Origin of the sequence: Candidatus Tisiphia endosymbiont of Parasteatoda lunata (assembly GCF_964030955.1) — a bacterium.
GTDB lineage: Bacteria > Pseudomonadota > Alphaproteobacteria > Rickettsiales > Rickettsiaceae > Tisiphia.
On sequence record NZ_OZ035003.1, the window covers coordinates 1,371,072 to 1,396,998 of the forward strand.

Here is a 25,927-nt window from a genome sequence, read left to right on the forward strand (position 1 = left end):
TCACACAAATCAACAAAAAGATAACAATAAAGTTAAAAATATGGTGCAGCAAGCTTGGACATTGCAATTATCTCCCATATCTGTCACATTAATGCCATCTGACCAAGAATACAGTTTTATATATAAGGATCAAGAATTAGCACTAGAATTACAAAAAGCAAAGCATTCACTAAAAGAATCTAATCTATTTAAGATAGATTTAATACCAATTGCAATAATTAACACGGTGTATTTATCCAGTCTCTATACATAATTGATTTTACTAAATCTACATTATGAGCAAGTTGATTCCAAGCGTAACAAGCCATAGTGACGATATCTTCATATACACCATAACATTGGTTAGACAAGTAATGATTCTTGATCCATTCCCAAACTTGTTCCATTGCATTAAGTTCCGGTGCATAGGGCGGAAGCGGTATCAAAGTGATATTGCTTGGCACAGTTAGTTTTTTGGCTGTGTGCCAACCTGCATTATCCGTTAGTAAAGCTATATGTCGGTTGCCTTGAATACTGCGAGAAAGGTCTTCTAAGAATTTATTCATTGCCTGTGTGTTTGCATATGGTAAAATTAATGCAAAAGCTTCTCCTGTATCATGGCAAGCAGCTCCATAAATATATGTTGAAATGAATTGCTGTTGCCGAACTTTACGGGGTCTAGTGCCACGCTTAGCCCATATACGAGTTAAGCTACCTTGTTGCCCAACTCGAGTTTCATCTTGAGACCATATATCAACTTTACATCTATCGATATTTTTTGGTAATAATTCTGTTAACATATCTGGAAAGTTTTTTTATATGTATTTTGAGTCTCTTGATTTGACTTTGGATGCATTGAACGAGAAGTAATCCAGCTAAAACCAAGGCGGTGCATAGTATTGTAGACTGTTTTTAAAGCACATTTAGCACCATATTCCTCAAGTAACATGATATGTAACTCCTTTCCAGTTATATACCACCAGTTTTACTTTCACTGAGCGTATTGATTTTATCAAAAAGAGCAGACTCTTGTATAGTGTTAATCTTCCTAGGGGCACCGCTTCTTTGTGATTCAAATAATCCTTCAAAACCATGATTCCTAAATCTTCTGAGCCATGATTGCACAGTTTTCCAGTGTGACTTCACTATTTCAGATATGGCTTTAAAAGATTTGCCTAATTGAAGGTGATACATCGCCAATAAACGTATACGATTTCGACCATGCGGCTCATGTTTCATCATTTTTATAAAATCATGACCTTCAAAACCTTGCGGTAATATTAACCTAGCTATTTGATTACCTTTTATCAGTTAAAAAACCATTTTATAACACTGCGTTAATTATTGCAATTGGTATTACAGATAAAACTAAGATTTTTAGCCAATATTTAAATGAAAATATTTCTTCTACTTCACCCTCTATTCTAATGAAATTACAATTTCTAGGACAATTATTGGATGGTAAAGTGGTTGATCTAGAAAAGGCTTCGTATTTTTGGTTAGCCAGTAATATAAATAAGGAAGCATTTGTAATTGCGATAAATAGCATTTTTGGTATTATAAGTGCATTATTTTTTGTGGTAATGATCTTTCTACCGTTTACATCAACTGTTAAAGGTGGAGGAAAGTATGATGCACACTAAAATCTTTACTTTAATTACTTTGTTATTGGTGTTGTTTGGTCTAACAGGAATACCTACTGATGTTTTTGCATTGTTGGTTTTCTTGATTATCCCCAGTATATCTTATCTTGTGGCAATAAAACTCAATTTGATCCCTGATAGGATTTATTTAAATTATCGTTCTATATTATATTTTATTTGGTTAATTAAAGAAATAGTTGTATCTAGCTTAGGAGTAATGAAGATTATATGGCGTAGATATCTTAAACTACAGCCAGTCTTTGAGTGGATTAATTCAGAACAAAAAAACGATACAAGTCTTGTAATATATGGTAATTCTATTACTCTTACACCAGGAACTGTAACACTTAACATATCAAATGGTATGTTATTAGTTCATGCTCTAGAACAATCATCAATCGACAATCTAAAATTTGGTAATTTTACTATGAGTAAAAGAGTTCAGCACATTTCAAAGAACGACTATAGTCAATTCAGGAGAATTGGATAGCAGGGAACGATGGAGCAAAGCCTTATAGATATACTCAGGTAGAACTGCAAGAATTGGCGTTGTCGTGTCTAAAGATCGAAGCTGCTCACGTACTAATGGGCTCTGTACAAATAAGTGTGTAAATTTTTCAAAGGTTATATAAAAATATAATATAACAAAAGGAGAAATTATAATGCACCAAAAACAAAATGAAGCAATGAATCAAGCGATAGATTTATTAATAAATAATGATACAGATATATCAACATTACTTAAAGAGGATGGTTTATTAAAACAATTAACCAAACGGCTTGTAGAGAAGGCATTGCAGTCAGAGATGAATAATCATTTAGGATATGATAAATATTGTCATACTGATAGTGATAATGTTCGTAATGGTAGGAATGTAAAGAATCTAGTAACAAATAATGGAGTTGTAGAGATTGAGGTTCCAAGGGATAGAAGTAGTACATTTGAACCTGCATTAATTCCGAAGCGTCAAAGACGTATTGAAGGATTTGATGATAAAATAATATCATTATACGCTAAAGGAATGAGCTTATCTGATATTAAGATTCAAATGCAAGAATTGTATGGAGCTGACGTTAGCGAAAGTTTGATAAGTCAAATTACTGATGATGTAATTGAGGATGTCAAGATATGGCAAAGCCGACCATTGGATCGAGTATATGCTATAGTATTTTTTGACTGTTTAGTAGTAAAAGTACGTCAAGATAAACGAATTATCAATAAGTCTGTATATGTAGCATTAGGTATTGATTTATCTGGAAGGAAGGATATTTTAGGATTGTGGATCAGTGAAAATGAAGGAGCGAAATTTTGGCTTGGTAATTTTACTGAGATGAAGAACAGAGGTATGCAAGACATGCTTATTGCTTGCAGTGATAATTTAACCGGTATGTCTGAGGCAATAGAAGCAGTTTTTCCGAAAACCGAACATCAATTATGTAGAGTCTGTCCTATAGTTTGTGTAAGTTGCAAAGAAAGCAGTAAGAGATTACTGTAAAAAAAGTAACTTAAGCAAGCAAGGAGGAATTATGGCTAAAAAATTAGATACAGATAAAGATACATTAGACATCAGTAATCAGCTAGTAGAAGAATTATTATCAAAAGCAGATCCATCGGAGTTATTTGGTCGAGATGGTTTATTTCAACAGCTAAAGAAGCAAATAGTTGAGAAAATATTAGCAAGTGAGTTGGATCATGAATTAGGATATTCAAAACATAGCAAGATGCCAAAAGTAGATAATAATCGTCGTAATGGTAGCTATGAGAAGACAGTAATTGATGGGGATGGTCGTAAGCTGACAGTAGAAGTACCAAGAGATCGGGAAGGAGAGTATAATCCTCAATTAATACCAAAAGGGCTGAGGAGATTTAATGGATTTGATGAGAAAGTGATATCCCTTTATGGTCGCGGTATGACAGTCAGCGAGATCCGAGGGCATTTAGAAGAAATATATCAAACTGATGTATCTGGTGACTTGATATCCACCATAACAGATGGGGTGATAGAAGAAGTAACTAGGTGGCAAAATCGTTGTTTAGATAGGGTGTATCCAATATTATACTTGGACTGTATCTATGTAAAATCTAGAGACAATCACATAGTAATAAATAAAGCAGTATATTTAGCACTTGCTGTAAATATAGAAGGGAAAAAGGAGTTACTTGGCATTTGGATAGGCAAAAATGAAGGTGCTAAATTTTGGATGCAAGTAGTTACTGAGTTAAAGAATCGAGGAATTGAACAAATTTATGTTGCTTGTGTGGATGGTTTAAAGGGCTTTCCAGAAGCTATAAGCAGTGTATTCCCGAGTACTATAGTACAATTATGTATTGTACATATGGTTCGCAATTCAGTAAAGTATGTGTCATATAAAGATTTAAAAGAGGTCACATCAGATCTAAAACAAATTTATACAGCTAATAATGACGAAATGGCACGTTTAAAACTTCAGCAATTTGGTGTAAAATGGGATAAAAAATATCCGGTAATTTCTGATATTTGGCAACGTAATTGGTCTGGGATAATACCGTTTTTTGCCTTTCCTGAAGAGATCAGAAAGGTAATTTATACTACTAACACTATAGAATCTGTAAATCGTCAAATTAGAAAAATTATCAAAAATAAGGGGGTGTTTCCAGATGATAAGTCAATTCAAAAAATAATATTTTTATCCCTACAAAATGCAGCCAAAAAATGGACCATGCCTATTAAAGATTGGTCTTTAGCTTTAAATCAATTTGAAATACTTTGTGGAGATTTTAAATATGATTTATTGGAAAATAAAAAATGAACTTACACAAATTAAATGATTGACTCATTATGTATTGTACATCAGATTAGAAATAGTTTAAAATATGTATCATATAAAGACCGAAAAGAATTAGCGGCTGATTTAAAGCCTATATATACTGCTAGCACAGAGGAAGAAGCACATCTTGCTTTAGAATCTTTTGAAGCTAAATGGAGTAAACAGTATCCACAAATTGCTAAATCTTGGTATGTTCATTGGGAAAATTTAATGGTTTTTCTAGGATACCCTGAGGCGATAAGGAAAGTAATATACACAACTAATAGTCTAGAATCTGTCAATAGCCAATTACGTAAGGTTACTAAGAATAAACGGGTTTTTCCAAATGATAATGCTGTTTTTAAGACCTTGTATTTGGCAATTGATTATATGACCAAGAAATGGGTTATGCCGATTCCAAACTGGAACGCAGCTATGGCTCACTTTTTGATAAAATTTGAAGGTAGAATTTAAGCCCTATGAAAAATTTACACACTTAATTAGAAAGGCTCTATATAATGGACTGAAAAAATTAGACAAAGAAGCAGGTATTTTTGTTTCTCAATAAGTATAGAATAATAAATAAAATTAAAGAGAAACAAATGGGTAAAAAACAAATTAAAAATTTTAGTGCAGAAGCAAAAACTAAAATAGTATTAGAGATGTTAAAAGAAGAATCAACAATAGGTCAGTTATCGGTCAAATATGAAGTAACGGCTAAAACTATGCAAAACTGGAAACGACAATTTTTAGATAATGCGTCATTGGCATTTGAGCCAGCAAAAGCTGTTAGTGAGTACAAAGGGCAGATTAGTGAACTTAAGAATCAAAACGATGAACTTGCAAAAGCATTAGGTAAGGCTACAGTCGAGAGGGACTGGGCGGTGGGAAAGCTAAACAGCTTGGACTTATCAAATAAGAAAAGTCTTGTCGACCCCAAGCTGAGTACGTTAGCAAAGACAAGGCAATGTGAACTATTAAAGATAAGCAGATCTGGAGTATATTATAAAGCTAAAGTAATGAGCTTATATAATCTTGATATTTTAAATAGAATAGATGAAATATATACGGATAACCCTGAGTATGGTTATCGTTATATATACAAACAATTATTGGAAGACGGCTTTAATGTGGGCAGAGATAGGGTGCTTAAATATATGGGAATAATGGGTATAGAAGCTATTCATCCTCATAAAAAGCAATCTACTTCTGTGAAGGATGGTCAACATAAAATTTATAGCTATTTGCTTGAGCCGTACTGGCACAAATCAGGAACGAATAGAACTATTCATGTACCTTATGTTAATCAAGTGTGGAGTGGTGACATTACTTATATTAGAACTAACGGAGGATTTATGTATCTTGTGGCGATTATAGATTGGCATAGTAAGGCAATACTAAGTTATAAAGTATCTAATTCTATGGATGCATCACTTGTAACCGATGTATTAAAAGATGCACTGAATAAATACCCTGCACCACAAATATTCAATAGTGATCAGGGTAGTCAATATACTGGACATGAGCATACGGGAATTCTAAAAGAGAATAATATACAAATCTCAATGAACGGTAAGGGTAGAAGCATTGATAATATTGTGATTGAAAGATTTTTTAGAACTTTAAAATATAATTGTATATTTATAAATGATTTTAAAAATATCGCAGAACTTAAAGATGGTATTGATAAATACATGGATAAATATAACAATCAAAGATTCCATTCAAGTATTGGTTATAAAAAACCGATGAACGTGTATCTTGATTACTTACAAAATGCAGCTTAAAAATTATGTAAAATGGGAAACAAAATTAGTGAAAAATTTGTCTTGAAAAATCAGTCCAGTTTCCTACTAATGTACGCTCCGCTGCTCGACTTTGACACTCCTAGCTCTTCTTGAAGTTGACCTTCGTCTACCAACTCTTCATTTACGAGCAGTATAATAGGCGAGCGATCGAAGACGACGTTACCAAATTCTCATCAATTGACCCTATCATGAACGATAGGGGCGAATTCCTTAACTACAGCTTTATAAAGCTTGCGTTTAAAGGGAATTATAATTGACAATAACTCATCAAACTTAGCCCAACGCCATTCCTCAAACTCTGGGTTATGAGTATTAATATTAATATCTTCGTTAGTACCGGTAAACCTAATTAGAAACCATTTTTGTTTTTGACCTCGGAAATTACCACCCCATAATTTAGGTATTAAAATTTTAGGTACATCATAGCTATACCAATATTTGCTTTCTGCAATAATATAACCTTTATTACAACCTATCTCTTCAAACATTTCTCTAAGAGCAGCAACACTAGGCGTTTCTCCTAGATATATACCGCCTTGAGGCATTTGCCAAGCCGCTATTTTGGTATCTATTCTTTTACCAACAAATATTCTATTAGCACTATCTATTATCATCATGCCTACACTTGGCCTATATGGCAATTCACGATAACATTTATAAATAGTTTCATTTTTCATGATTTTAGGTTTTTATATGAAAGGTACAGGAGTTTCGCAGTTAGCAAAATTGCGAATCAGCTAAAAGGCATCTAATGTTGTTCTGAATTGATGTTTTTATAACTTCCCAAGTTTGTTGATATAAAGTAATTTTTTCATTTATCCTCCTTTTGTTCATATCGAGCCAAGCAAATACGGCAAGGCAAATATGATTTCTCTGAGCTCGACCCGTGCGTGCCTGACAGCGTTCAATACCACAAGTTTGTTTTAATTCTCGATGATAAACTTCTATAGACCACCGTGCCTTAACAATTTTCTCTATTTGTTCACGTGTTGGATTTTCTAAGTTAGTTGTTATGTAATCAATGCGACCATTTTTTGCCACAAACTTAAATACCGTAACCCAACCGTATCCACGTAGGTGAATTTTTAGTCCCTCATCAGGAATCTCTAAACTTTCTAAGCTAACATTATGATTAACTTTTCTATTTTTTCTTAGGTTACTAACCCATGTCCAACCTAAATTACGTATATGTTTCAAATTCTCCAAACCGCTATACCACGCATCCATTACTACTGCATCAGGATTGATCCCTCTTTCCTTAGCTAAAGTAAGCATATCACAAAAATGCTCATTCTTTGTTTTTCCATCAGTTTCTTTATCATATATTCTATAATCTACAGGGGTAGATTGATCAGTTTTAGCATTGTAATGCAGTAAGTTGACCATCCCTATACCAGGTATAACATCATGTACAGCTCCAGAATATTGATAATGTACAAGCTCAATTTTCTTACTGTATTGCTTTGACAATAACGTGTCATCTCCCACTAATAAACAAGAAGCTTCCCTATCAATATATTTTGACACTTCTCTGTAGATCCCGCTAGGGCGGAAATCCTTACTATTTAACCATCGACTTGCACTATCATGAGATAGGTTTATTGGACTTACTTCAGATAATGCTTTACCACTATATCTTACGCTACTTGCTTGTAAAAATGATTTATATAAGTCTTTGCTACATTTTGATCTTGCCATGCTTAACTAAAACTCTTTCTTGCTAGATTAACATATTTTTTGCTAAGTGCGAAACTCCTGAGGTAGACTTCTTTAAGAACTACCCTCTCATAAGCTAATTTTACAATAGACCCTTTTCGAAACTCTACTTCTGCTGGTGATTTGCACGTCGATGCGGTACTCGAATCCGTAACGGAATTAGAGTACGCTGTGGTTCGAGGTGAAGCGTCTCCTTCACACCCTTGTTGCGCATAAGCGAGTTTCGAAAGAGGTCTAATAAGTCTAGTATACCTGATTAGTCTTCATTTGTGTATCTAAATTATTCTTATCACTTTATTTCTTCCGTCCTCCTTTGCTTGATACAGAGCTTTATCGGTACGTTCTATAAAATCACTAATAGATTCCCCAATTTTGTATTCAGTTACTCCTATGGAGATAGTTTTCTTAATAGGGTCTTTTTGCGTTTTAACTTTAAAATCGATAGACTCCACTCTTATTCTTGCCCGCTGTGCTATATACATAGCTTCGTCAATCGTTATGTCATTTAAAAGGATAGCAAATTCCTCTCCGCCATATCTAGCAACCAAGTCTGTAACCCTAAAAATACTCTTCAGAACATTAGCAATGGTTTTTAGCACTATGTCTCCTGCTTGATGACCATAAGTGTCATTAACTTGCTTAAAATGATCAATATCACACATAAGTAAACATAAAGGTCTTTTACTATCAGTAGATTTTTTTACCATTTGCTTTATGTGTGTATCAAAATAATGACGATTAAATATGCCTGTCAAACCATCTTTGATCGACAAATTTACGCTTAACTCTAAATCATTGCGTAAAGTATCTTGGTAATGTTTTCTTTTCAATTGAGTTCTGATTCTAGCTAATAGCTCGTTTTTGTCTACTGGGTATGTAAAATAATCATTAATACCCAGCTCTAAACCTTTGATAACTATCGATGTATTTTCTTCTTCAGCTTGTAATATGAGTACCGTATCATGGAATTTAGCATCAGACCGTAGCATCACGCTTATTCTTAAAGGATCTCCTTGCTCTAATTGGCAGCTGATAATTACTAAATCCGGGGTATATTCGCTATCTTTCTCCAATTCATTAATATCAGATATTATTTTGATATTGGGGGTAAGGCTTAGAAGCATTTTATTTATGTTTCTTGCCTGCACAATATCATCGTTAACTAAAAGTATTTTACTATCTGAAAAATTATCTTTTACCTCTATAACGTCACCACCTAATTCAGCATTAGTAGTGTTTCTAAGCTTGAGTTCATCAATAACCGCCTTCATTCTAGCAAGAGATCGTACCCTTGCAAAAAGAGCAGTGTCATCAATAGGTTTTGTTAAGAATTCATCAGCTCCAGCTTCAAGACCTTTTATGCGATCCTCAGTATCAGAAAGAGCCGTAACCATAATCACTGGTATATGAATAGTGTAAGGATTAGACTTAATTCGTTTACAGATTTCAAATCCATCTATATTAGGCATCATGGCGTCAAGTAATACAATATCAATTCTATTAAGGGCAAGAACATCCAATGCATCTTTGCCGTTATTGGCAGTAAAGACTGTGTAATATTCTCCTAAAAGTTTAGCTTCCAGTAATTTAACATTTGATTCTATATCATCAACTACTAGTACATTGGCTGTCATAAAGTAATATATTTTTCTACAGACTCTTCAAATCCTTACACATAAGTGAATTATGTAATAGGTCTCATGTTTCTTGGAAGAAATTTTTTTTATTTTAGCATGAATTTTTCATAGCACTAAGTAATATTACTCAAATAATTTGAAGAAGATGTTTCAAAGATCAATAAAATTTGGTATAATAGCCTAGAAATTATCATTTATACGCGAAAGAATTTTATTCTGAATTTTTTGTACTGTTTTGTCAAGAAAATCAGTTACTACAATTTTATAGTAGGGGTTGTAAGATAAAATTTATTACCCTAATTTTTTAGATACACTAAATAAGTTTAATAAAAAGTCCGCATTCATTAGCGAGTTCAATAGTTCTTTCTATTTCTAGAATAATCACTTTATCTTTTTGTATGGCTAACCCTTTATAACCATAATTAGCTAAGTTACTTATTGTCTTTGCTCCTATTGTAGGTATATCAATTCTAGTATCTTGATCTTTCTTCATCATTTTAATAAGTACACCACCTGTAGAATTTTTACGTAAATATGAACATCTTTCTATTAAATTATCTGTACCCTCAGCCGCTTCAATACCTATAATATACCCATTATCAACAATTACTGACTGTCCTACATCAAGATATCCGATACTATCTAATAGCTTTATCCCCAGTTCGATATCTGTATTATCTATTCTAGATGGAACAGCTATGGTCATAACATCATTATTTGTTCTTAATATTTCATAACTAGAAACTACTTTAAACCCTTTTTCTTCTAGGAAATCTGTTACTATACCAAGAAGTTTATCATCTCCTAAAAATTTTTGTTTCAATATGCGTGCAAGTAACCTTGATCCCATTAAATCTACTTTAATTGATCGCAAATTAGGACGATTTACACTACCAGCAAGAATTATATTTTTTACATCATACTTACGAAAATATTCAATTATTGGCTTAACCATACCAATTTTAAAAAATTGGTGGGTAAAATCCTGATACAATACCGGATTTGCTTCTCCCTCCAAAGCTGCGATATAACATTGCCCGCCTTGCTTAATGAAACTATTGGCGAGTGAAATTGGCAATAAGCCATTTCCTGCTATAATTCCAACTATACTCTTTTGCTTTAAAGGGTATATTTGCAACATTTTACTTACTTACCTTATCATGTTCAACTTGTCTTGGCTGGCAAAATGCTCTACTAATATCCTGTTTTATAAAAGTGATAATTTGTTCTACAATAGGATTACCTTTATATTGCTTTAAAACTATCTCAATTCTATCAGTAAAAATACCTTCGCCAATAAAAATCTCATCTACGGCTTTTATAGTATCAAGCGTTTCCTGATTATCAAAGCCACGTCTTTTCATCCCAACTAAGTTTATTCCTTCAAGAAATGCCCTTTCATTTGTAGCTAGCCCAAATGGAATCACATCTTTGCTCACTGCAGACATACCACCCACCATCGAATGTTGTCCTATACGTACGAATTGCAGAACAGCAGAAAGTCCTCCTATAATGGCATAATCATCAACTTTAACGTGACCAGCTAGGCTAACATAGTTAGCAAGAATTACATTATTACCCACAATACAATCATGTGCTATATGCACTCCAACCATCAATAAACAATTATTACCTACAGAGGTAACCATACCACCACCTTTACTACCGGCTTGAATAGTGACATATTCTCTAATAGTATTATTATTACCTATGATAACCTCTGACTCTTCTGCCTCATACTTAAGTATTTGAGGGGGCTGACCAATAGAAGCAAATGGATATATAACTGTATTAGCACCAATTTTTGTTTTTCCCTCTATAACTACGTGTGATTTTAACTCAATATTATCTGCCAAAACCACATCCGACCCAACAGTACAAAAAGGACCGATTCTGACATTTGCACCAATCGAAGCCTTTGGATCTACTATGGCAGTTACGTGTATAGCTGATAAGGTCATTGTTAATTCCTATTTTTAACCATTGCAGTAAATTTGCTCTCTGCAACTATCTGATCATTAACTTTGCTGTTACTTGAAAATTTCCAAACAGAGCCTCTATTTTGTTCTATTTTAGCATAAATATGTAATGTATCACCTGGCTCAACAACTTTACGAAATTTTGCCTCTTCAATAGTCATAAAGAAAACATCTTTATCTTTGAAATCCATTGATTTGGCTACTAAAATAGCAGATAATTGAGCCATAGCCTCAATAATTAGCACACCAGGCATTACTGGTTTTGTGGGAAAATGACCAGTAAATTGCGGCTCGTTAAAAGTGACATTCTTGATACCAACAATAGACTTATGAAGCTTAAATTCTAGTACCTTATCTATTAATAAAAATGGATAACGATGAGGTAGCATTTCCATTATTTCTATAATATTAATTTTCATCTATATCCCGTTTTTTTGTGAGCTGTTTCATAATTACTGATTGTTTATGCCAATCTCTAATAGGTACGGCAGGGAATCCACCAACTGTTACTCCTGATTCAACATCTTTTATAACACCGGCTTTTGCTGCTACTTGCACTTTATCGCCTAATACTATATGTCCGGATATGCCTGACTGCCCCCCTAAAGCACAATATGCTCCTATTGTAGTGCTACCTGATATACCGACTTGGGCGACAATAATCGACCCCCTTCCTATTATAGCATTATGTCCTATCTGCACTAAGTTATCTATTCTACATAAATCTCCTATCACCGTATCATTCATTGATCCTCTATCAATAGTAGTATTACTACCTATTTCAACATTATTACCTATTTTTACCATACCAGTGTGGAAAATCTTTTTATGAATCCCTTTATCTGTTGCAAAACCAAAGCCATCTTGTCCAATCCTTGCTCCCGGTAATATTACCACATCATCACCTATTATACTGTAACTTATTGAAACATTTGAGTATATTAACGCTCTGTTACCTATTACTACTCCATAGTCTATAAAAGTCCCAGATTCTATAACACAATTATCACCTATTACAGCATGAGCTTCAATAACAACATTATGTCCTATATAACAATTACTTCCTATAGTGGCAGAATCCGAAATATAGGCAGATGGCATAATTTTGTTAGGATAAGTTTTTGCTTTACTATAAAATAGATCCACTAATTTTGCATAAAAGAAATATGAATTCTTTACTCTTAATAATATTGTTCCATTATTAGATTCTTGTAAAAAATTCTCTGGAACTATGCAGCATGAAGCTTTAGTGTTTTGGAATTGAGTAATATATTTGATATTACTTAAAAAACTTATATCACCAACATCGGCCTCTTCTAATGACTTAACATTATGGATTAACAAATCATTTGAGTATACTATCTCAGCACCTATTAATTTTACAATTTCTGATAATTTATAAGGAGCAGATTTTTTATAAAAACGTGAGTTTATCATGGTTATTTAATTTTACAAAATAATGGCAACAGTATAAACGCCAGTTAGAAAATACTCAAGTTTTCTTACAATAATTTGTATTTCAGAATATTGTTCATTATTGTATAATAGTTAGTCTGTCCGGCAAAACTCTATAAGTCTTATAGATAATAGGGTTTAATGGCAGAAAATAATAAAGAAATCCATAAGAAAATGTTAAAATATGCTAATAAACCTTATGGATTTCAGTCAATATGCCAATAGAAAATATTATCAAATCACAAAAACAAGGAAAACTTTTTGGTTATAAATTAAAAGAAGAATTAAACTCAAATAATAAGCTATATAAATTAAGAGAATTAATAAATTGGTCTGGTCTAGAAGAATGGTTATCAAAAAATGTTTCTATTAAGAGATTTGGTAGAAATAGAAAATGTCATAGAGTGATGCTTGGTGTAACGATGCTACAAGCAATGTATAATTTTTCAGATTCATTAGCAGAGGAAGAACTAAAAGAAAACATGTATTGGCAATATTTCTGTGGGTGGGAATATATAGAAACAGATATAGCGATGTCGGAAACTAGCATAAGAAGATTTCGTAATTTATTAGGTGAATCTGGATATAACGAGATATTAGCAGAGTTGATAAGAGTTGGAATAAGAACTAACACAATTAAAAAAAAAGATTTGGAATTGATAATTGCTGATACAACGGTACAAATTAAGAATATCAAGCACCCACATGATGTTTATTTAATGGATAAAGCTAGGCTTAGTATTGTGAAGCTTTGCCAAAGTTTGGGTATAAGTTTAAACGAAACCTACGCTAGAACCTATAAGCGAGATATAATAAAGCTCTGGAAGTATAAAGAGCATAGCAAAGCCAAGAAGCGTTGGAAAATAATGAAGCATTTAAAAACGTTACTTGGTCGTTTGGTTAGAATATGTGAGCGTGAGATAAAAAATCAGAAATTAAACTTATCTATCAGAGATCAAGAAGTATTGAAAAAAGTAAAACAAATACATAGCCAATCTGTTTTAAAAAGAGAAGAGAAAAAGCAATACAAAGAACAGAATAAAATATTGTATAGTTTTCATGCCCCTGAGGTAGAGTGTATAGGGAAGGGAAAACGAAACAAGCCATATGAGTTTGGCAATAAAGTTGCGGTAGTAGTCAGTGGTCGTAGAAATTTTGTACTGTCAGCAAAATCGTTTCATAATAATCCTTATGATGGTCATACATTGCAGCAGAGTTTTGAAGCGGTAGAAAATGTAACTGGAATAAAGATAAAAAAATCGTTTGTTGATCTTGGTTATACTGGCAGCAATGTTAAAGAGAAGAGTAAGGTATATACCCCAAAAACTCGGAAAAAGTTATTGAAAGAAGACAAGTGTATGATCAGGAGACGCAGTGCTATAGAACCAATAATAGGGCATTTGAAACAATATGGCAGGATGGGCAGAAACTTCTTGAAGGGTGTGATAGGAGATGTGATCAATCCAATAATCTCTGCTATAGGTTTGAATTTACGATGTATTGCCAATCATTTACACATCATGCCTAACTCTACATAAAAAAATTATCATTAAAAAACTTGCTAAACGATTAAAAAAAATCGTTAACAATAAGCTCATGTAAAAATTTTACTAAAACAGAAATTTTTCAATAAAATTGAAAACAATTTTTAATTTTAGTGCAAATATTAGAATTTTTTTTGTAAAAATTTTATTCAATCATAGATTATGGGGGGGCTTTAAATATTTTTGGCGGACGGACTAGTTATTATACAATCTAGAAGTATAGTATAAGAGATTTATCATAGAGATGGTGGCTAGAGCCGGGATCGAACCGGCGACACAAGGATTTTCAGTCCTTTGCTCTACCAACTGAGCTATCTAGCCGCATGAACAGACCTATTGTACCCCAATTTGGGATAAGAATTGACAAATTCTTATCCCAAATTTGCGTTGTAGTCCCATAAATCTAATTTCGTTACAACTAACTTTCGGATTTGATATCAGATATCTGAACTTGATATTCCTTATTAAGTCCTTTAATTGCATATAGCCACAATATTACGATAACAAAAAATATACTAGCAAAATAAGGGGTGGCCTCAACAAAGGTAAAAGTAGGAAGCAAAATAAAGAATGTTGACTGGATGATACCTCCTCCAGATTTACCGAATCTACCACCTATAACTTCTACTGCCGCTTGACCTTTTGTTCTAAGATCCTTATCAAGAGGGATATATGCCATATTCTTGGTAGCATCAAATAGTGAGTATTTTGTTGCCTTACTTAAAATATTTTGAATCATCCCAATCATCACTGCTACTGCCAAAGGTCCAGAAGCGAATAGACCAGTAACATACATCGCAATAGTGCTATCAAAGAAAATAAAAGCAAAAAAAGCAACCCCTGTAATTAACATCATCAAAGGAGTAATCATAGCGGCGGTAAACCAAGAAACCCTTCTTAAAATGTTAGAACCAATAATCATAAACAATATAGCTGTCACACCTTGCCAAGCTTGGAACTGCCCCATATACATAGTATATTCTTCTTTAGTTGGATATAGTTGCTGAATTTTTGACTTCCATACACCTTCTACAAGATTTACTGACACACTATAAGATATAATTAGTAAGGCAATAAGCCCTAAATATTTTGAGCTAAAAATCATTTTAAAGCTTTCTATAAGAGATAGCTTAACCTTGCTTTTCTTATTACTAGCTTTACTTGTTGGGTCATATAAAGTGGGATCGGTTAAAACATGTCGATTCATCCATCTATACAATAACATAATAACTACAGCACTACTCATCATAATAATAAATAGTGGCGTAAATTTCAGTTCTTCTGAAACTATTTGAGTTTCTTTGCTTAAAAAATAGCCAAGTATTAATGCAGTAACTGGTAAAGATAAATTCGCTAACATACCAAACATAGAATAAAAGCGTTTTGCCTCTTCAGTCTTAGTAATTTGGTTAGCAAACTGCCAAAATAACAAGCTAAGCATTATACTTCCCCAAAGTTCAGATATAGCATAAAATATGGCAAGACTCCATTTACCAACTATCCTAATAAACCACTTGAAATTTGGATACGCATTACTTAATGTATCAATTGTTTCAGGATTAGGATGCACCAACTCTGAATATGGGTATAACACAAAAGTAAACAATACAAAATATGCTAGAAAAACACCGGTTACAGTGTAAAAAACATTTTCTTGTTTTAAAAGATCGCAAAGCCTCACATAAGCAACCATAAATAGTATTGCCATTGGTAAAACTACATAGGTTTTTACAAAACTTATTGACTCAGGACCAATAGCTGTTACTACAAACCCGTCTTTTATTGATCTAAGAGTAGAATAGTTGAGCAAAATGCAAAACATCATAGCCGCCATAGGCAAGAATTTCTTATTTTCATGCCCTTCAATTGGCCAAACTACTCTTCTTATTTCTGAGAAATAACTATTATCTTTCACTTTATCCATACTGTTTTATTATCATTATAAGTCAGTGGACTTATACAGATATATACAAGAAAAGTCAAACGAAATGATTATTTTTTGCTAGATAGATATAATTATAGGTTCTTATATCTTAAAAACATATTATAAGTAGTTATAAGAGGGTGACTTGATAAGAGCTAGACTGAAATAGTCGTGCATAGAATAAGTACCCTCTTATCGTTAAGTTTGCTTTGAACAAATTGTGGAAGATGTTGCAATGCAGTGGTCTTGTACAATAAGATGAAGGAAATTATACTATAGAATAAAATAATAGGTCTAGATGTAATACCAATTCCCAAAATTAATTTATTGTCCCACTTTGGGAGAAAAACCCCGCACTTGCAGTGCGTCGTTTCAACATAAATTTTAAATATCTTATCAAGAAAAGATAAGAATGAATCATACAGATATTTTTTAACAAAATCTTACACTTCACAGATATATTCTTTTTGTGTTGTGACACTTTCTAAATGAGCCATACACAAATAGTTTCTAACTTTTAAGTTAGTACATACATGAGGCATTCATGCCGTAATATTAAGCTCTGCACTTGCAGTGCAGAGTGGTTAACTCTGAGGAATTTGAAGGAGACACGGAGCACACAACCGCAGCATACAAAATATACTCTATTAACTCCTTATCATTATTATGTACAACCAAAATAAAGTCGAGTAATCCACTCCAGTTACCTGTAGTTGATACGGAGTAGAGACCATTCAAAAGCATGGGCAAAGCTAAATTTTGCTAAAAAATATGCCTAGCTTTTTATAGTAACTGATAAATTCCTTTTATATGTCTGATCTGTCAACAGTTTTCCGGACAGTTTGTTTAGGCACATTTTTGCATTTTCTCGTATTGTACAGGTGATAGATAGTCATTAGTTGAATGCATCCTTATACGATTATAAAATACTTCTATATATTCAAATATGGCATATTTTGCTTCCTCCCTAGTTTTAAATTTATATTGATAAATTAGTTCTGTTTTTATAGTGTGAAAAAAGCTTTCAGCAACAGCATTATCCCAACAATTTCCTTTACCGCTCATACTCTGTATAATACCATGTTGTTTTGTAAGTTTTGAATGGCTATCAGAACAATATTGACTACCTCTATCAGTATGCCAAATAAGTCCTTTAGGTGGTTTACGTTGCCATATTGCCATTAGCAGAGCATTATTAACTAAATCAGCTTTCATGTTACTATTCATTGACCACCCTATAATTTTCCTAGAAAATAGATCAATAACGGTTGCTAAGTACAGCCAACCTTCTTCAGTTGGAACATATGTGATGTCCCCAACCCAATAACAATTAGCAGCATAGACCTTGAACTTTCTATCCAATAAATTAGGAGCAACTTGCTTATTATGACTAGAATCAGTAGTTGCTTTAAATTTATGTTTGCTTTTACATACTAAACCAGCTTCATTCATTAGCCTTGCAATCCGCTTCCGACTAACAATTATACCGTGTCTAGATAGTTCCTTTTTAATGGGTCTAGATCCATAATTCCTTCTACCTTCTTGAAAAATTGTTTTAATCTTACAGGTTAAAGCATTATCTTCTTTGTCCCTATTGCATTCAGGGGTAGTTAACCATTCATAATAGCCACTACGTGATACTTTCATAAATTTGCACATAATCGCAGTTGAAAAATCACCTTTATGCTTCTTTATCCATGCGTACTTTATTGGGACTCTTTCGCAAAGTACGCGGCAGCCTTTTTTAATAGATCACGCTCCTGCGTTACCCTAGCTAAATCTTTCTTTAATCTTTTTAATTCATCATAGAGATGTTCATCTGTTCGCATTATTGATTCTTTAGGTTTGGAATATTTATCTACCCAAGTATATAGAGTATTTCTAGTAATACCTAACTCTTTAGCTGTTTGTGACACAGGTCGCTTGGACTCAATTGCTAATTTAACTGCTGACTCTTTAAATTCAGCCGGATAAACCTTTGGTTTGCTATTAGTCATTTTTGTACTTCCTTTCTGTTAATATTGTCTCCTATTAACTGTCCGGAAAACTATAACCACATCAGTCTGACAATACTAAGATTTACCAATTTAAAGTACATTTTAAAGATATAAGTCCAATGATTTGGCGTAGATTTCTAATTCAAATTTAGCTTTGTCCATGCTTTTGAATAGTCTCCAATTGCCAATTTGACTGCTGATTCTTTAAATTTGGTCGAGTTAACCACTCTGCACTGCAAGTGCAGAGCTTAATATTACGGCATGAATGCCTCATGTATGTACTAACTTAAAAGTTAGAAACTATTTGTGTATGGCTCATTTAGAAAGTGTCACAACACAAAAAGAATATATCTGTGAAGTGTAAGATTTTGTTAAAAAATATCTTATCTTTTCTTGATAAGATATTTAAAATTTATGTTGAAACGACGCACTGCAAGTGCGGGGTTTTTCTCCCAAAGTGGGACAATAAACCTTTGGTTTGCTATTATACCAATTGCAATAATTAACGCAGTGTTATAAAATGGGTTTTTAACTGATAAAAGGTAATCAAATAGCTAGGTTAATATTACCGCAAGGTTTTGAAGGTCATGATTTTATAAAAATGATGAAATATGAGCCGCATGGTCGAAATCGTATACGTTTATTGGCGATGTATCACCTTCAATTAGGCAAATCTTTTAAAGCCATATCTGCAATAGTGAAGTCACACTGGAAAACTGTGCAATCATGGCTCAGAAGATTTAGGAATCATGGTTTTGAAGGATTATTTGAATCACAAAGAAGCGGTGCCCCTAGGAAGATTAACACTATACAAGAGTCTGCTCTTTTTGATAAAATCAATACGCTCAGTGAAAGTAAAACTGGTGGGTATATAACTGGAAAGGAGTTACATATCATGTTACTTGAGGAATATGGTGCTAAATGTGCGTTAAAAACAGTCTACAATACTATGCACCGCCTTGGTTTTAGCTGGATTACTTCTCGTTCAATGCATCCAAAGTCAAATCAAGAGACTCAAAATACATATAAAAAACTTTCCAGATATGTTAACAGAATTATTACCAAAAAATATCGATAGATGTAAAGTTGATATATGGTCTCAGGATGAAACTCGAGTTGGGCAACAAGGTAGCTTAACTCGTATATGGGCTAAGCGTGGCACTAGACCCCGTAAAGTTCGGCAACAGCAATTCATTTCAACATATATTTATGGAGCTGCTTGCCATGATACAGGAGAAGCTTTTGCATTAATTTTACCATATGCAAACACACAGGCAATGACTCAATAACAACCAGCTGAAGCTGGTGGGTTGATATCTAGACTGGAAGTCGCTATTACTCTAAAGAGATATTACTAATGCCTGTGCTATCTCTCTGATCCTAATTCTTATAAGTTACCCTGCAATACTTTTGTAGCGATATTTAGTGATCCAAACAACATGAAAGCGATGGTAAAATACAGTGTGGCTAGTCTTGTTATAATCTGTCATATATGATATTTTAATATACATGAAGAGCTTGCTCTTATGTATATTAAAATATCATATATTCAAGTTATAGTGAATTGAAATATTAGAACAAGGACTGAAGTCTTTCCCAGCTGAAGCTGGGGGTTTTAACCAAAAAGGTGACTATAAATTCTTAGAAGACCTTTCTCGCAGTATTCAAGGCAACCGACATATAGCTTTACTAACGGATAATGCAGGTTGGCACACAGCCAAAAAACTAACTGTGCCAAGCAATATCACTTGGTTTTGTCGCATCTATAAATCATACTACATCAAGATTGTTAAAACTAAGGTTTTGGACATTATGATGCCATTAACATAGCAAAATTCTCAAAAGTAGAAAGATTATCATTAGCTCCAATTATTTGTCTTTTTTGCATCATACGAATATTTTCTATACCGGTAATAGTCATTTCTGCAGAATGAAAACTCTTAAAACCAAGCATTGGCTTTGTACGTTTTTTGATAAACCTATGATCTTGTTCTACAAGATTATTCAGGTATTTGGTCTGAATAACCTTAATTTTATAATCTTTAGGGAGCCTTTCTAATTAAGTGTGTAAATTTTTCATAGGGCTTAAATTCTACCTTCAAATTTTATCAAAAAGTGAGCCATAGCTGCGTTCCAGTTTGGAATCGGCATAACCCATTTCTTGGTCATATAATCAATTGCCAAATACAAGGTCTTAAAAACGGCATTATCATTTGGAAAAACCCGTTTATTCTTAGTAACCTTACGTAATTGGCTATTGACAGATTCTACACTATTAGTTGTGTATATTACTTTCCTTATCGCCTCAGGGTATCCTAGAAAAACCATTAAATTTTCCCAATGAACATACCAAGATTTAGCAATTTGTGGATACTGTTTACTCCATTTAGCTTCAAAAGATTCTAAAGCAAGATGTGCTTCTTCCTCTGTGCTAGCAGTATATATAGGCTTTAAATCAGCCGCTAATTCTTTTCGGTCTTTATATGATACATATTTTAAACTATTTCTAATCTGATGTACAATACATAATTGATGTTCGGTTTTCGGAAAAACTGCTTCTATTGCCTCAGACATACCGGTTAAATTATCACTGCAAGCAATAAGCATGTCTTGCATACCTCTGTTCTTCATCTCAGTAAAATTACCAAGCCAAAATTTCGCTCCTTCATTTTCACTGATCCACAATCCTAAAATATCCTTCCTTCCAGATAAATCAATACCTAATGCTACATATACAGACTTATTGATAATTCGTTTATCTTGACGTACTTTTACTACTAAACAGTCAAAAAATACTATAGCATATACTCGATCCAATGGTCGGCTTTGCCATATCTTGAGATCCTCAATTACATCATCAGTAATTTGACTTATCAAACTTTCGCTAACGTCAGCTCCATACAATTCTTGCATTTGAATCTTAATATCAGATAAGCTCATTCCTTTAGCGTATAATGATATTATTTTATCATCAAATCCTTCAATACGTCTTTGACGCTTCGGAATTAATGCAGGTTCAAATGTACTACTTCTATCCCTTGGAACCTCAATCTCTACAACTCCATTATTTGTTACTAGATTCTTTACATTCCTACCATTACGAACATTATCACTATCAGTATGACAATATTTATCATATCCTAAATGATTATTCATCTCTGACTGCAATGCCTTCTCTACAAGCCGTTTGGTTAATTGTTTTAATAAACCATCCTCTTTAAGTAATGTTGATATATCTGTATCATTATTTATTAATAAATCTATCGCTTGATTCATTGCTTCATTTTGTTTTTGGTGCATTATAATTTCTCCTTTTGTTATATTATATTTTTATATAACCTTTGAAAAATTTACACACTTATTTGTACAGAGCCTCTTTAGGAACTTCTGTATTCAAATCATTAAGAGCAGCCGTATTACTACCGCTTTTATCAATTACTACTTTCTCAGGAAAATTATTCTCTCTAAAGGCTTTACGAAAAAATGCAAGTGCTGCAGGCTTGTCTCTATGCTTACGTAGCAGAAAGTCTACAGTATTACCAAGACTATCTAGTGCTCTATATAAATAAACCCATTTACCGTTTAATTTAATATAAGTCTCATCCATTCTCCAACTACTACCAACTGGCTTCTTTCTTTTTCTAACCACCTGATCTATCAATGGTACAAATTTTATAACCCATCTTTGTAATGTAGAGTGATCAATTTTTGCTCCCCTTATACTCATCATTTCTTCCAAATCTCGATAACTTAAAGAAAATCGGCATTTCATATAGACAAATAACATTATTATTTCTGGTGAAGAACAAAATCCTTTGAAATATGATAATAATCTTGCAGTAATACGAAACATCTTAACATCTTTTTTAGATCATTATATCAATCTTTTTTCTATTGTCCAACATATGCGACAGAACCGCTAAAAATAAGCATGTTAATTTGTTTAAATTTACTGTTTCTACCAACAGAGTTGATTATATTGTTACCAATAACAAAACTCAAAAATCTTCTAAAGCTGCACAAGATGAGTTTGCCTTTCGGTGGGTAATTGAGAGCATGCATAGAGAAATTAAGCAACTTACTGGTATAGAACGTTGCTAATGCAGAAAACAGCGTATCCAACGTAATCACATTAGTTGTACATTTCTAGTTTGGGCTTTTCTAAAAAGAACTGCAAATAAAATAGGTAAAACGGTTTACCAAATAAAGTTAGGACTTTTATACCAATTGCAATAATTAACGCAGTGTTATAAAATGGTTTTTTAACTGATAAAAGGTAATCAAATAGCTAGGTTAATATTACCGCAAGGTTTTGAAGGTCATGATTTTATAAAAATGATGAAACATGAGCCGCATGGTCGAAATCGTATACGTTTATTGGCGATGTGAAACTGGACTGATTTTTCAAGACAAATTTTTCACTAATTTTGTTTCCCATTTTACATAATTTTTAAGCTGCATTTTGTAAGTAATCAAGATACACGTTCATCGGTTTTTTATAACCAATACTTGAATGGAATCTTTGATTGTTATATTTATCCATGTATTTATCAATACCATCTTTAAGTTCTGCGATATTTTTAAAATCATTTATAAATATACAATTATATTTTAAAGTTCTAAAAAATCTTTCAATCACAATATTATCAATGCTTCTACCCTTACCGTTCATTGAGATTTGTATATTATTCTCTTTTAGAATTCCCGTATGCTCATGTCCAGTATATTGACTACCCTGATCACTATTGAATATTTGTGGTGCAGGGTATTTATTCAGTGCATCTTTTAATACATCGGTTACAAGTGATGCATCCATAGAATTAGATACTTTATAACTTAGTATTGCCTTACTATGCCAATCTATAATCGCCACAAGATACATAAATCCTCCGTTAGTTCTAATATAAGTAATGTCACCACTCCACACTTGATTAACATAAGGTACATGAATAGTTCTATTCGTTCCTGATTTGTGCCAGTACGGCTCAAGCAAATAGCTATAAATTTTATGTTGACCATCCTTCACAGAAGTAGATTGCTTTTTATGAGGATGAATAGCTTCTATACCCATTATTCCCATATATTTAAGCACCCTATCTCTGCCCACATTAAAGCCGTCTTCCAATAATTGTTTGTATATATAACGATAACCATACTCAGGGTTATCCGTATATATTTCATCTATTCTATTTAAAATATCAAGATTATATAAGCTCATTACTTTAGCTTTATAATATACTCCAGATCTGCTTATCTTTAATAGTTCACATTGCCTTGTCTTTGCTAACGTACTCAGCTTGGGGTCGACAAGACTTTTCTTATTTGATAAGTCCAAGCTGTTTAGCTTTCCCACCGCCCAGTCCCTCTCGACTGTAGCCTTACCTAATGCTTTTGCAAGTTCATCGTTTTGATTCTTAAGTTCACTAATCTGCCCTTTGTACTCACTAACAGCTTTTGCTGGCTCAAATGCCAATGACGCATTATCTAAAAATTGTCGTTTCCAGTTTTGCATAGTTTTAGCCGTTACTTCATATTTGACCGATAACTGACCTATTGTTGATTCTTCTTTTAACATCTCTAATACTATTTTAGTTTTTGCTTCTGCACTAAAATTTTTAATTTGTTTTTTACCCATTTGTTTCTCTTTAATTTTATTTATTATTCTATACTTATTGAGAAACAAAAATACCTGCTTCTTTGTCTAATTTTTTCAGTCCATTATATACTTTAGCTAAGGAAAGAGGGATCAATCCTGATGCAGTAGTAATGGATGCGTGGTATAGCGGTTTGGAGAATTTGAAACATATACGTAATTTAGGTTGGACATGGGTTAGTAACCTAAGAAAAAATAGAAAAGTTAATCATAATGTTAGCTTAGAAAGTTTAGAGATTCCTGATGAGGGACTAAAAATTCACCTACGTGGATACGGTTGGGTTACGGTATTTAAGTTTGTGGCAAAAAATGGTCGTATTGATTACATAACAACTAACTTAGAAAATCCAACACGTGAACAAATAGAGAAAATTGTTAAGGCACGGTGGTCTATAGAAGTTTATCATCGAGAATTAAAACAAACTTGTGGTATTGAACGCTGTCAGGCACGCACGGGTCGAGCTCAGAGAAATCATATTTGCCTTGCTGTATTTGCTTGGCTCGATATGAACAAAAGGAGGATAAATGAAAAAATTACTTTATATCAACAAACTTGGGAAGTTATAAAAACATCAATTCAGAACAACATTAGATGCCTTTTAGCTGATTCGCAATTTTGCTAACTGCGAAACTCCTGTGATTTATAGATGCGACAGAACCTTTTAAATTGCTCTGTCATATTACCTCTATAAGTCATATTTGGAATTGCTGCTATGAAGATTGGATATGCTTGTGTTAAGTTTAATATACTAGTAGTTTGGCTAGCTTTATGTTATAATAACTAACGTGTAGGAACTGTAACAACTCTCAGATAATTACTACTTATGACCATTAGTAAATTTCTAGACCCTAAAAATGATATTGCCTTTCGTCGTATATTTGGTTCGGAGAAGAATAAAGATATTCTTATTCATTTCATTAATGATGTGCTAGAGCTTAAAGGTAGTGATAGAATCAAAGAAGTAACATTTTTACCTACTATTCAAGAACCAGAGATTGCTTCAAAGAAGCAAAGCATAGTAGATGTATTATGCAAAGATGAAAATGGAGTGCAGCTAATTATTGAGATGCAGGTATCTCCACAAGAAGGCTTTGAGAAGAGAGCACAGTATTATGCTGCTAAAGCCTATTCACGGCAGTTGAATAAAGGCAAGAATGAGGGAGCTAGATATATAGATTTAAAGGCGGTAATATTTATTGCTATCAGTGATAATATTATTTTTAAAGATAAGGTGTTCTATAAGTCTGATCATATTATTTTGGATAAAGATAGCTATGCCCATGATTTAAAGGATTTTTCATTTACTTTTATAGAGCTACCAAAGTTTAAAATCACTGATATAAATTTACTAACTAACATAATCGAGAAGTGGTGTTATTTCTTTAAATATGCAGATGAAACTAGTGAAGAAGATTTACGTAAGATCATAGGTTCTGATCAAGTGATAGAAAGGGCTTATGAAGAATTAAATCAATTTAATTGGACGGAAGAAGAATTGCTGACTTATGAGCAAGAGACTAAACGTATTATGGATAATAAGGCATCCGAGGATTACCTGATAAAAACTGCTAAAGCTGAAGGTATCCAAATAGGTGAAGCTAGAGGTATCCAAATAGGTAAAGCTGAAGGTAAATCTGAACGAAATATTGAAGTAGCTAAAAACCTTAAGAAAGCAGGAGTGTCTACTGAAATAATCTCTCAGTCTACTGGTTTAACCAAAGAAGAAATCAAGAAACTTGAATAGAGACTGGTTCTGTCGCATATGTTGGACAATAGAAAAAAGATTGATATAATGATCTAAAAA

General features: G+C 33.0%; 30 protein-coding genes, 1 tRNA gene and 2 pseudogenes. 13 read left to right on the forward strand and 20 right to left on the reverse strand.

Annotated elements, in window-relative coordinates; genetic code table 11:
* Positions 1-218: 218 nt before the first annotated feature.
* Genes AAHN00_RS08550 through AAHN00_RS08560 form a run of 3 tightly spaced genes read right to left on the reverse strand, consistent with a single transcriptional unit; the run spans position 219 to position 1,221 of the window.
* Positions 219-779 carry an IS630 family transposase gene (locus tag AAHN00_RS08550; RefSeq protein WP_342270961.1) on the reverse strand — a complete coding sequence of 187 codons (561 nt, stop codon included), beginning with the start codon at positions 777-779 and terminating at the stop codon, positions 219-221.
* Complete coding sequence (locus AAHN00_RS08555) at positions 773-928, reverse strand: winged helix-turn-helix domain-containing protein (RefSeq protein WP_342271019.1); 156 nt, start codon at positions 926-928, stop codon at positions 773-775. Before AAHN00_RS08555 ends, AAHN00_RS08550 begins: the two co-directional genes overlap by 7 nt.
* A gap of 20 nt (positions 929-948) precedes the next feature.
* On the reverse strand, positions 949-1,221 hold the full coding sequence (locus tag AAHN00_RS08560; protein WP_342271020.1) for a helix-turn-helix domain-containing protein: 273 nt from the start codon (positions 1,219-1,221) through the stop codon (positions 949-951).
* Between the two features lie 224 nt (positions 1,222-1,445).
* Here AAHN00_RS08560 and AAHN00_RS08565 point away from each other — a divergent pair, with 224 nt between their 5' ends.
* From AAHN00_RS08565 to AAHN00_RS08590, 6 genes are all read left to right on the forward strand, one after another.
* A complete protein-coding gene (locus AAHN00_RS08565) occupies positions 1,446-1,622 on the forward strand; it encodes a hypothetical protein (RefSeq protein ID WP_342271021.1) in 177 nt (58 codons plus the stop codon).
* Positions 1,612-2,112: a Na+/H+ antiporter subunit E gene (locus tag AAHN00_RS08570; RefSeq protein ID WP_342272626.1), complete on the forward strand. Its 501-nt coding sequence runs from the start codon at positions 1,612-1,614 to the stop codon at positions 2,110-2,112. Before AAHN00_RS08565 ends, AAHN00_RS08570 begins: the two co-directional genes overlap by 11 nt.
* Before the next feature lie 172 nt (positions 2,113-2,284).
* On the forward strand, positions 2,285-3,118 hold the full coding sequence (locus tag AAHN00_RS08575) for an IS256 family transposase (RefSeq protein WP_342271022.1): 834 nt from the start codon (positions 2,285-2,287) through the stop codon (positions 3,116-3,118).
* A 31-nt stretch (positions 3,119-3,149) separates the two neighbouring features.
* Positions 3,150-4,412 (forward strand): IS256 family transposase, encoded by a 1,263-nt coding sequence (locus AAHN00_RS08580; protein WP_342270914.1) that lies wholly within the window; start codon positions 3,150-3,152, stop codon positions 4,410-4,412.
* 15 nt (positions 4,413-4,427) lie between these two features.
* Complete coding sequence (locus AAHN00_RS08585; protein ID WP_342271023.1) at positions 4,428-4,883, forward strand: transposase; 456 nt, start codon at positions 4,428-4,430, stop codon at positions 4,881-4,883.
* 128 nt (positions 4,884-5,011) lie between these two features.
* Positions 5,012-6,196, forward strand: coding sequence for an IS3 family transposase (locus AAHN00_RS08590; RefSeq protein ID WP_342270912.1), 1,185 nt, complete (start codon positions 5,012-5,014; stop codon positions 6,194-6,196).
* 194 nt (positions 6,197-6,390) lie between these two features.
* On the opposite strand, the gene AAHN00_RS08595 is transcribed toward AAHN00_RS08590, so the two are convergent.
* From AAHN00_RS08595 to lpxD, 7 genes are all read right to left on the reverse strand, one after another.
* Positions 6,391-6,894 (reverse strand): RNA pyrophosphohydrolase, encoded by a 504-nt coding sequence (locus AAHN00_RS08595; protein ID WP_342271024.1) that lies wholly within the window; start codon positions 6,892-6,894, stop codon positions 6,391-6,393.
* A gap of 40 nt (positions 6,895-6,934) precedes the next feature.
* Complete coding sequence (locus AAHN00_RS08600) at positions 6,935-7,915, reverse strand: transposase (RefSeq protein WP_342271025.1); 981 nt, start codon at positions 7,913-7,915, stop codon at positions 6,935-6,937.
* 293 nt (positions 7,916-8,208) lie between these two features.
* Entirely contained in the window at positions 8,209-9,567 is a 1,359-nt protein-coding gene (locus AAHN00_RS08610; protein WP_342271026.1) for a PleD family two-component system response regulator, read from the reverse strand.
* A 316-nt stretch (positions 9,568-9,883) separates the two neighbouring features.
* Positions 9,884-10,711 carry an LpxI family protein gene (locus tag AAHN00_RS08615; protein WP_342271027.1) on the reverse strand — a complete coding sequence of 276 codons (828 nt, stop codon included), beginning with the start codon at positions 10,709-10,711 and terminating at the stop codon, positions 9,884-9,886.
* A gap of 1 nt (position 10,712) precedes the next feature.
* Positions 10,713-11,531: an acyl-ACP--UDP-N-acetylglucosamine O-acyltransferase gene (lpxA, locus tag AAHN00_RS08620; RefSeq protein ID WP_342271028.1), complete on the reverse strand. Its 819-nt coding sequence runs from the start codon at positions 11,529-11,531 to the stop codon at positions 10,713-10,715.
* A 2-nt stretch (positions 11,532-11,533) separates the two neighbouring features.
* A complete protein-coding gene (gene fabZ, locus AAHN00_RS08625; RefSeq protein WP_342271029.1) occupies positions 11,534-11,968 on the reverse strand; it encodes a 3-hydroxyacyl-ACP dehydratase FabZ in 435 nt (144 codons plus the stop codon).
* Complete coding sequence (gene lpxD / locus AAHN00_RS08630; RefSeq protein ID WP_342271030.1) at positions 11,958-12,986, reverse strand: UDP-3-O-(3-hydroxymyristoyl)glucosamine N-acyltransferase; 1,029 nt, start codon at positions 12,984-12,986, stop codon at positions 11,958-11,960. Before lpxD ends, fabZ begins: the two co-directional genes overlap by 11 nt.
* A 233-nt stretch (positions 12,987-13,219) precedes the next feature.
* Between lpxD and AAHN00_RS08635 the strand changes: the two genes are divergently transcribed.
* Complete coding sequence (locus AAHN00_RS08635; RefSeq protein WP_342271031.1) at positions 13,220-14,542, forward strand: IS5 family transposase; 1,323 nt, start codon at positions 13,220-13,222, stop codon at positions 14,540-14,542.
* Between the two features lie 251 nt (positions 14,543-14,793).
* Here the strand turns inward: AAHN00_RS08635 and AAHN00_RS08640 are convergent.
* From AAHN00_RS08640 to AAHN00_RS08665, 6 genes are all read right to left on the reverse strand, one after another.
* Positions 14,794-14,869: transfer RNA gene (locus AAHN00_RS08640), tRNA-Phe, on the reverse strand.
* Positions 14,870-14,966: 97 nt separating this feature from the next.
* Positions 14,967-16,472, reverse strand: coding sequence for an NTP/NDP exchange transporter (locus AAHN00_RS08645; protein WP_342271032.1), 1,506 nt, complete (start codon positions 16,470-16,472; stop codon positions 14,967-14,969).
* Positions 16,473-16,791: 319 nt separating this feature from the next.
* Positions 16,792-16,953, reverse strand: a complete 162-nt coding sequence (locus tag AAHN00_RS08650; protein ID WP_342271033.1) for a hypothetical protein — start codon at positions 16,951-16,953, stop codon at positions 16,792-16,794.
* A 365-nt stretch (positions 16,954-17,318) separates the two neighbouring features.
* Complete coding sequence (locus AAHN00_RS08655; protein WP_342272567.1) at positions 17,319-18,221, reverse strand: IS3 family transposase; 903 nt, start codon at positions 18,219-18,221, stop codon at positions 17,319-17,321.
* Positions 18,179-18,469, reverse strand: a complete 291-nt coding sequence (locus AAHN00_RS08660; RefSeq protein WP_342270937.1) for a transposase — start codon at positions 18,467-18,469, stop codon at positions 18,179-18,181. Before AAHN00_RS08660 ends, AAHN00_RS08655 begins: the two co-directional genes overlap by 43 nt.
* Positions 18,470-18,617: 148 nt before the next feature.
* A complete protein-coding gene (locus AAHN00_RS08665) occupies positions 18,618-18,743 on the reverse strand; it encodes a hypothetical protein (RefSeq protein WP_342271034.1) in 126 nt (41 codons plus the stop codon).
* Between the two features lie 52 nt (positions 18,744-18,795).
* Here AAHN00_RS08665 and AAHN00_RS08670 point away from each other — a divergent pair, with 52 nt between their 5' ends.
* From AAHN00_RS08670 to AAHN00_RS08680, 3 genes are all read left to right on the forward strand, one after another.
* Positions 18,796-18,975, forward strand: coding sequence for a hypothetical protein (locus AAHN00_RS08670; protein WP_342271035.1), 180 nt, complete (start codon positions 18,796-18,798; stop codon positions 18,973-18,975).
* A 95-nt stretch (positions 18,976-19,070) separates the two neighbouring features.
* A complete protein-coding gene (locus tag AAHN00_RS08675; protein WP_342271036.1) occupies positions 19,071-19,547 on the forward strand; it encodes a helix-turn-helix domain-containing protein in 477 nt (158 codons plus the stop codon).
* A complete protein-coding gene (locus AAHN00_RS08680) occupies positions 19,513-19,758 on the forward strand; it encodes a transposase (protein WP_342271037.1) in 246 nt (81 codons plus the stop codon). The genes AAHN00_RS08675 and AAHN00_RS08680 overlap by 35 nt, the downstream gene beginning before the upstream one ends.
* Positions 19,759-20,279: 521 nt before the next feature.
* On the opposite strand, the pseudogene AAHN00_RS08685 reads toward AAHN00_RS08680, so the two are convergent.
* The 3 genes and pseudogenes from AAHN00_RS08685 to AAHN00_RS08695 form a co-directional block, all read right to left on the reverse strand.
* A pseudogene (locus AAHN00_RS08685) lies at positions 20,280-20,519 on the reverse strand (DDE-type integrase/transposase/recombinase); the annotation flags it as partial.
* A gap of 35 nt (positions 20,520-20,554) precedes the next feature.
* A complete protein-coding gene (locus AAHN00_RS08690) occupies positions 20,555-21,769 on the reverse strand; it encodes an IS256 family transposase (protein WP_342271038.1) in 1,215 nt (404 codons plus the stop codon).
* Between the two features lie 73 nt (positions 21,770-21,842).
* Positions 21,843-22,322: pseudogene (locus tag AAHN00_RS08695) on the reverse strand (IS6 family transposase); the annotation flags it as partial.
* 86 nt (positions 22,323-22,408) lie between these two features.
* On the opposite strand from AAHN00_RS08695, the gene AAHN00_RS08700 reads away from it, so the two are divergent.
* On the forward strand, positions 22,409-22,570 hold the full coding sequence (locus AAHN00_RS08700) for a hypothetical protein (RefSeq protein ID WP_342271039.1): 162 nt from the start codon (positions 22,409-22,411) through the stop codon (positions 22,568-22,570).
* A 349-nt stretch (positions 22,571-22,919) separates the two neighbouring features.
* Here AAHN00_RS08700 and AAHN00_RS08705 read toward each other — a convergent pair whose 3' ends face one another.
* Positions 22,920-24,104 (reverse strand): IS3 family transposase, encoded by a 1,185-nt coding sequence (locus AAHN00_RS08705; protein WP_342270912.1) that lies wholly within the window; start codon positions 24,102-24,104, stop codon positions 22,920-22,922.
* Positions 24,105-24,166: 62 nt separating this feature from the next.
* Between AAHN00_RS08705 and AAHN00_RS08710 the strand changes: the two genes are divergently transcribed.
* Positions 24,167-24,745 (forward strand): transposase, encoded by a 579-nt coding sequence (locus tag AAHN00_RS08710; protein ID WP_342271040.1) that lies wholly within the window; start codon positions 24,167-24,169, stop codon positions 24,743-24,745.
* A 201-nt stretch (positions 24,746-24,946) separates the two neighbouring features.
* Positions 24,947-25,867, forward strand: a complete 921-nt coding sequence (locus AAHN00_RS08715) for an Rpn family recombination-promoting nuclease/putative transposase (RefSeq protein ID WP_342271041.1) — start codon at positions 24,947-24,949, stop codon at positions 25,865-25,867.
* The last annotated feature ends 60 nt before the right edge of the window (positions 25,868-25,927 follow it).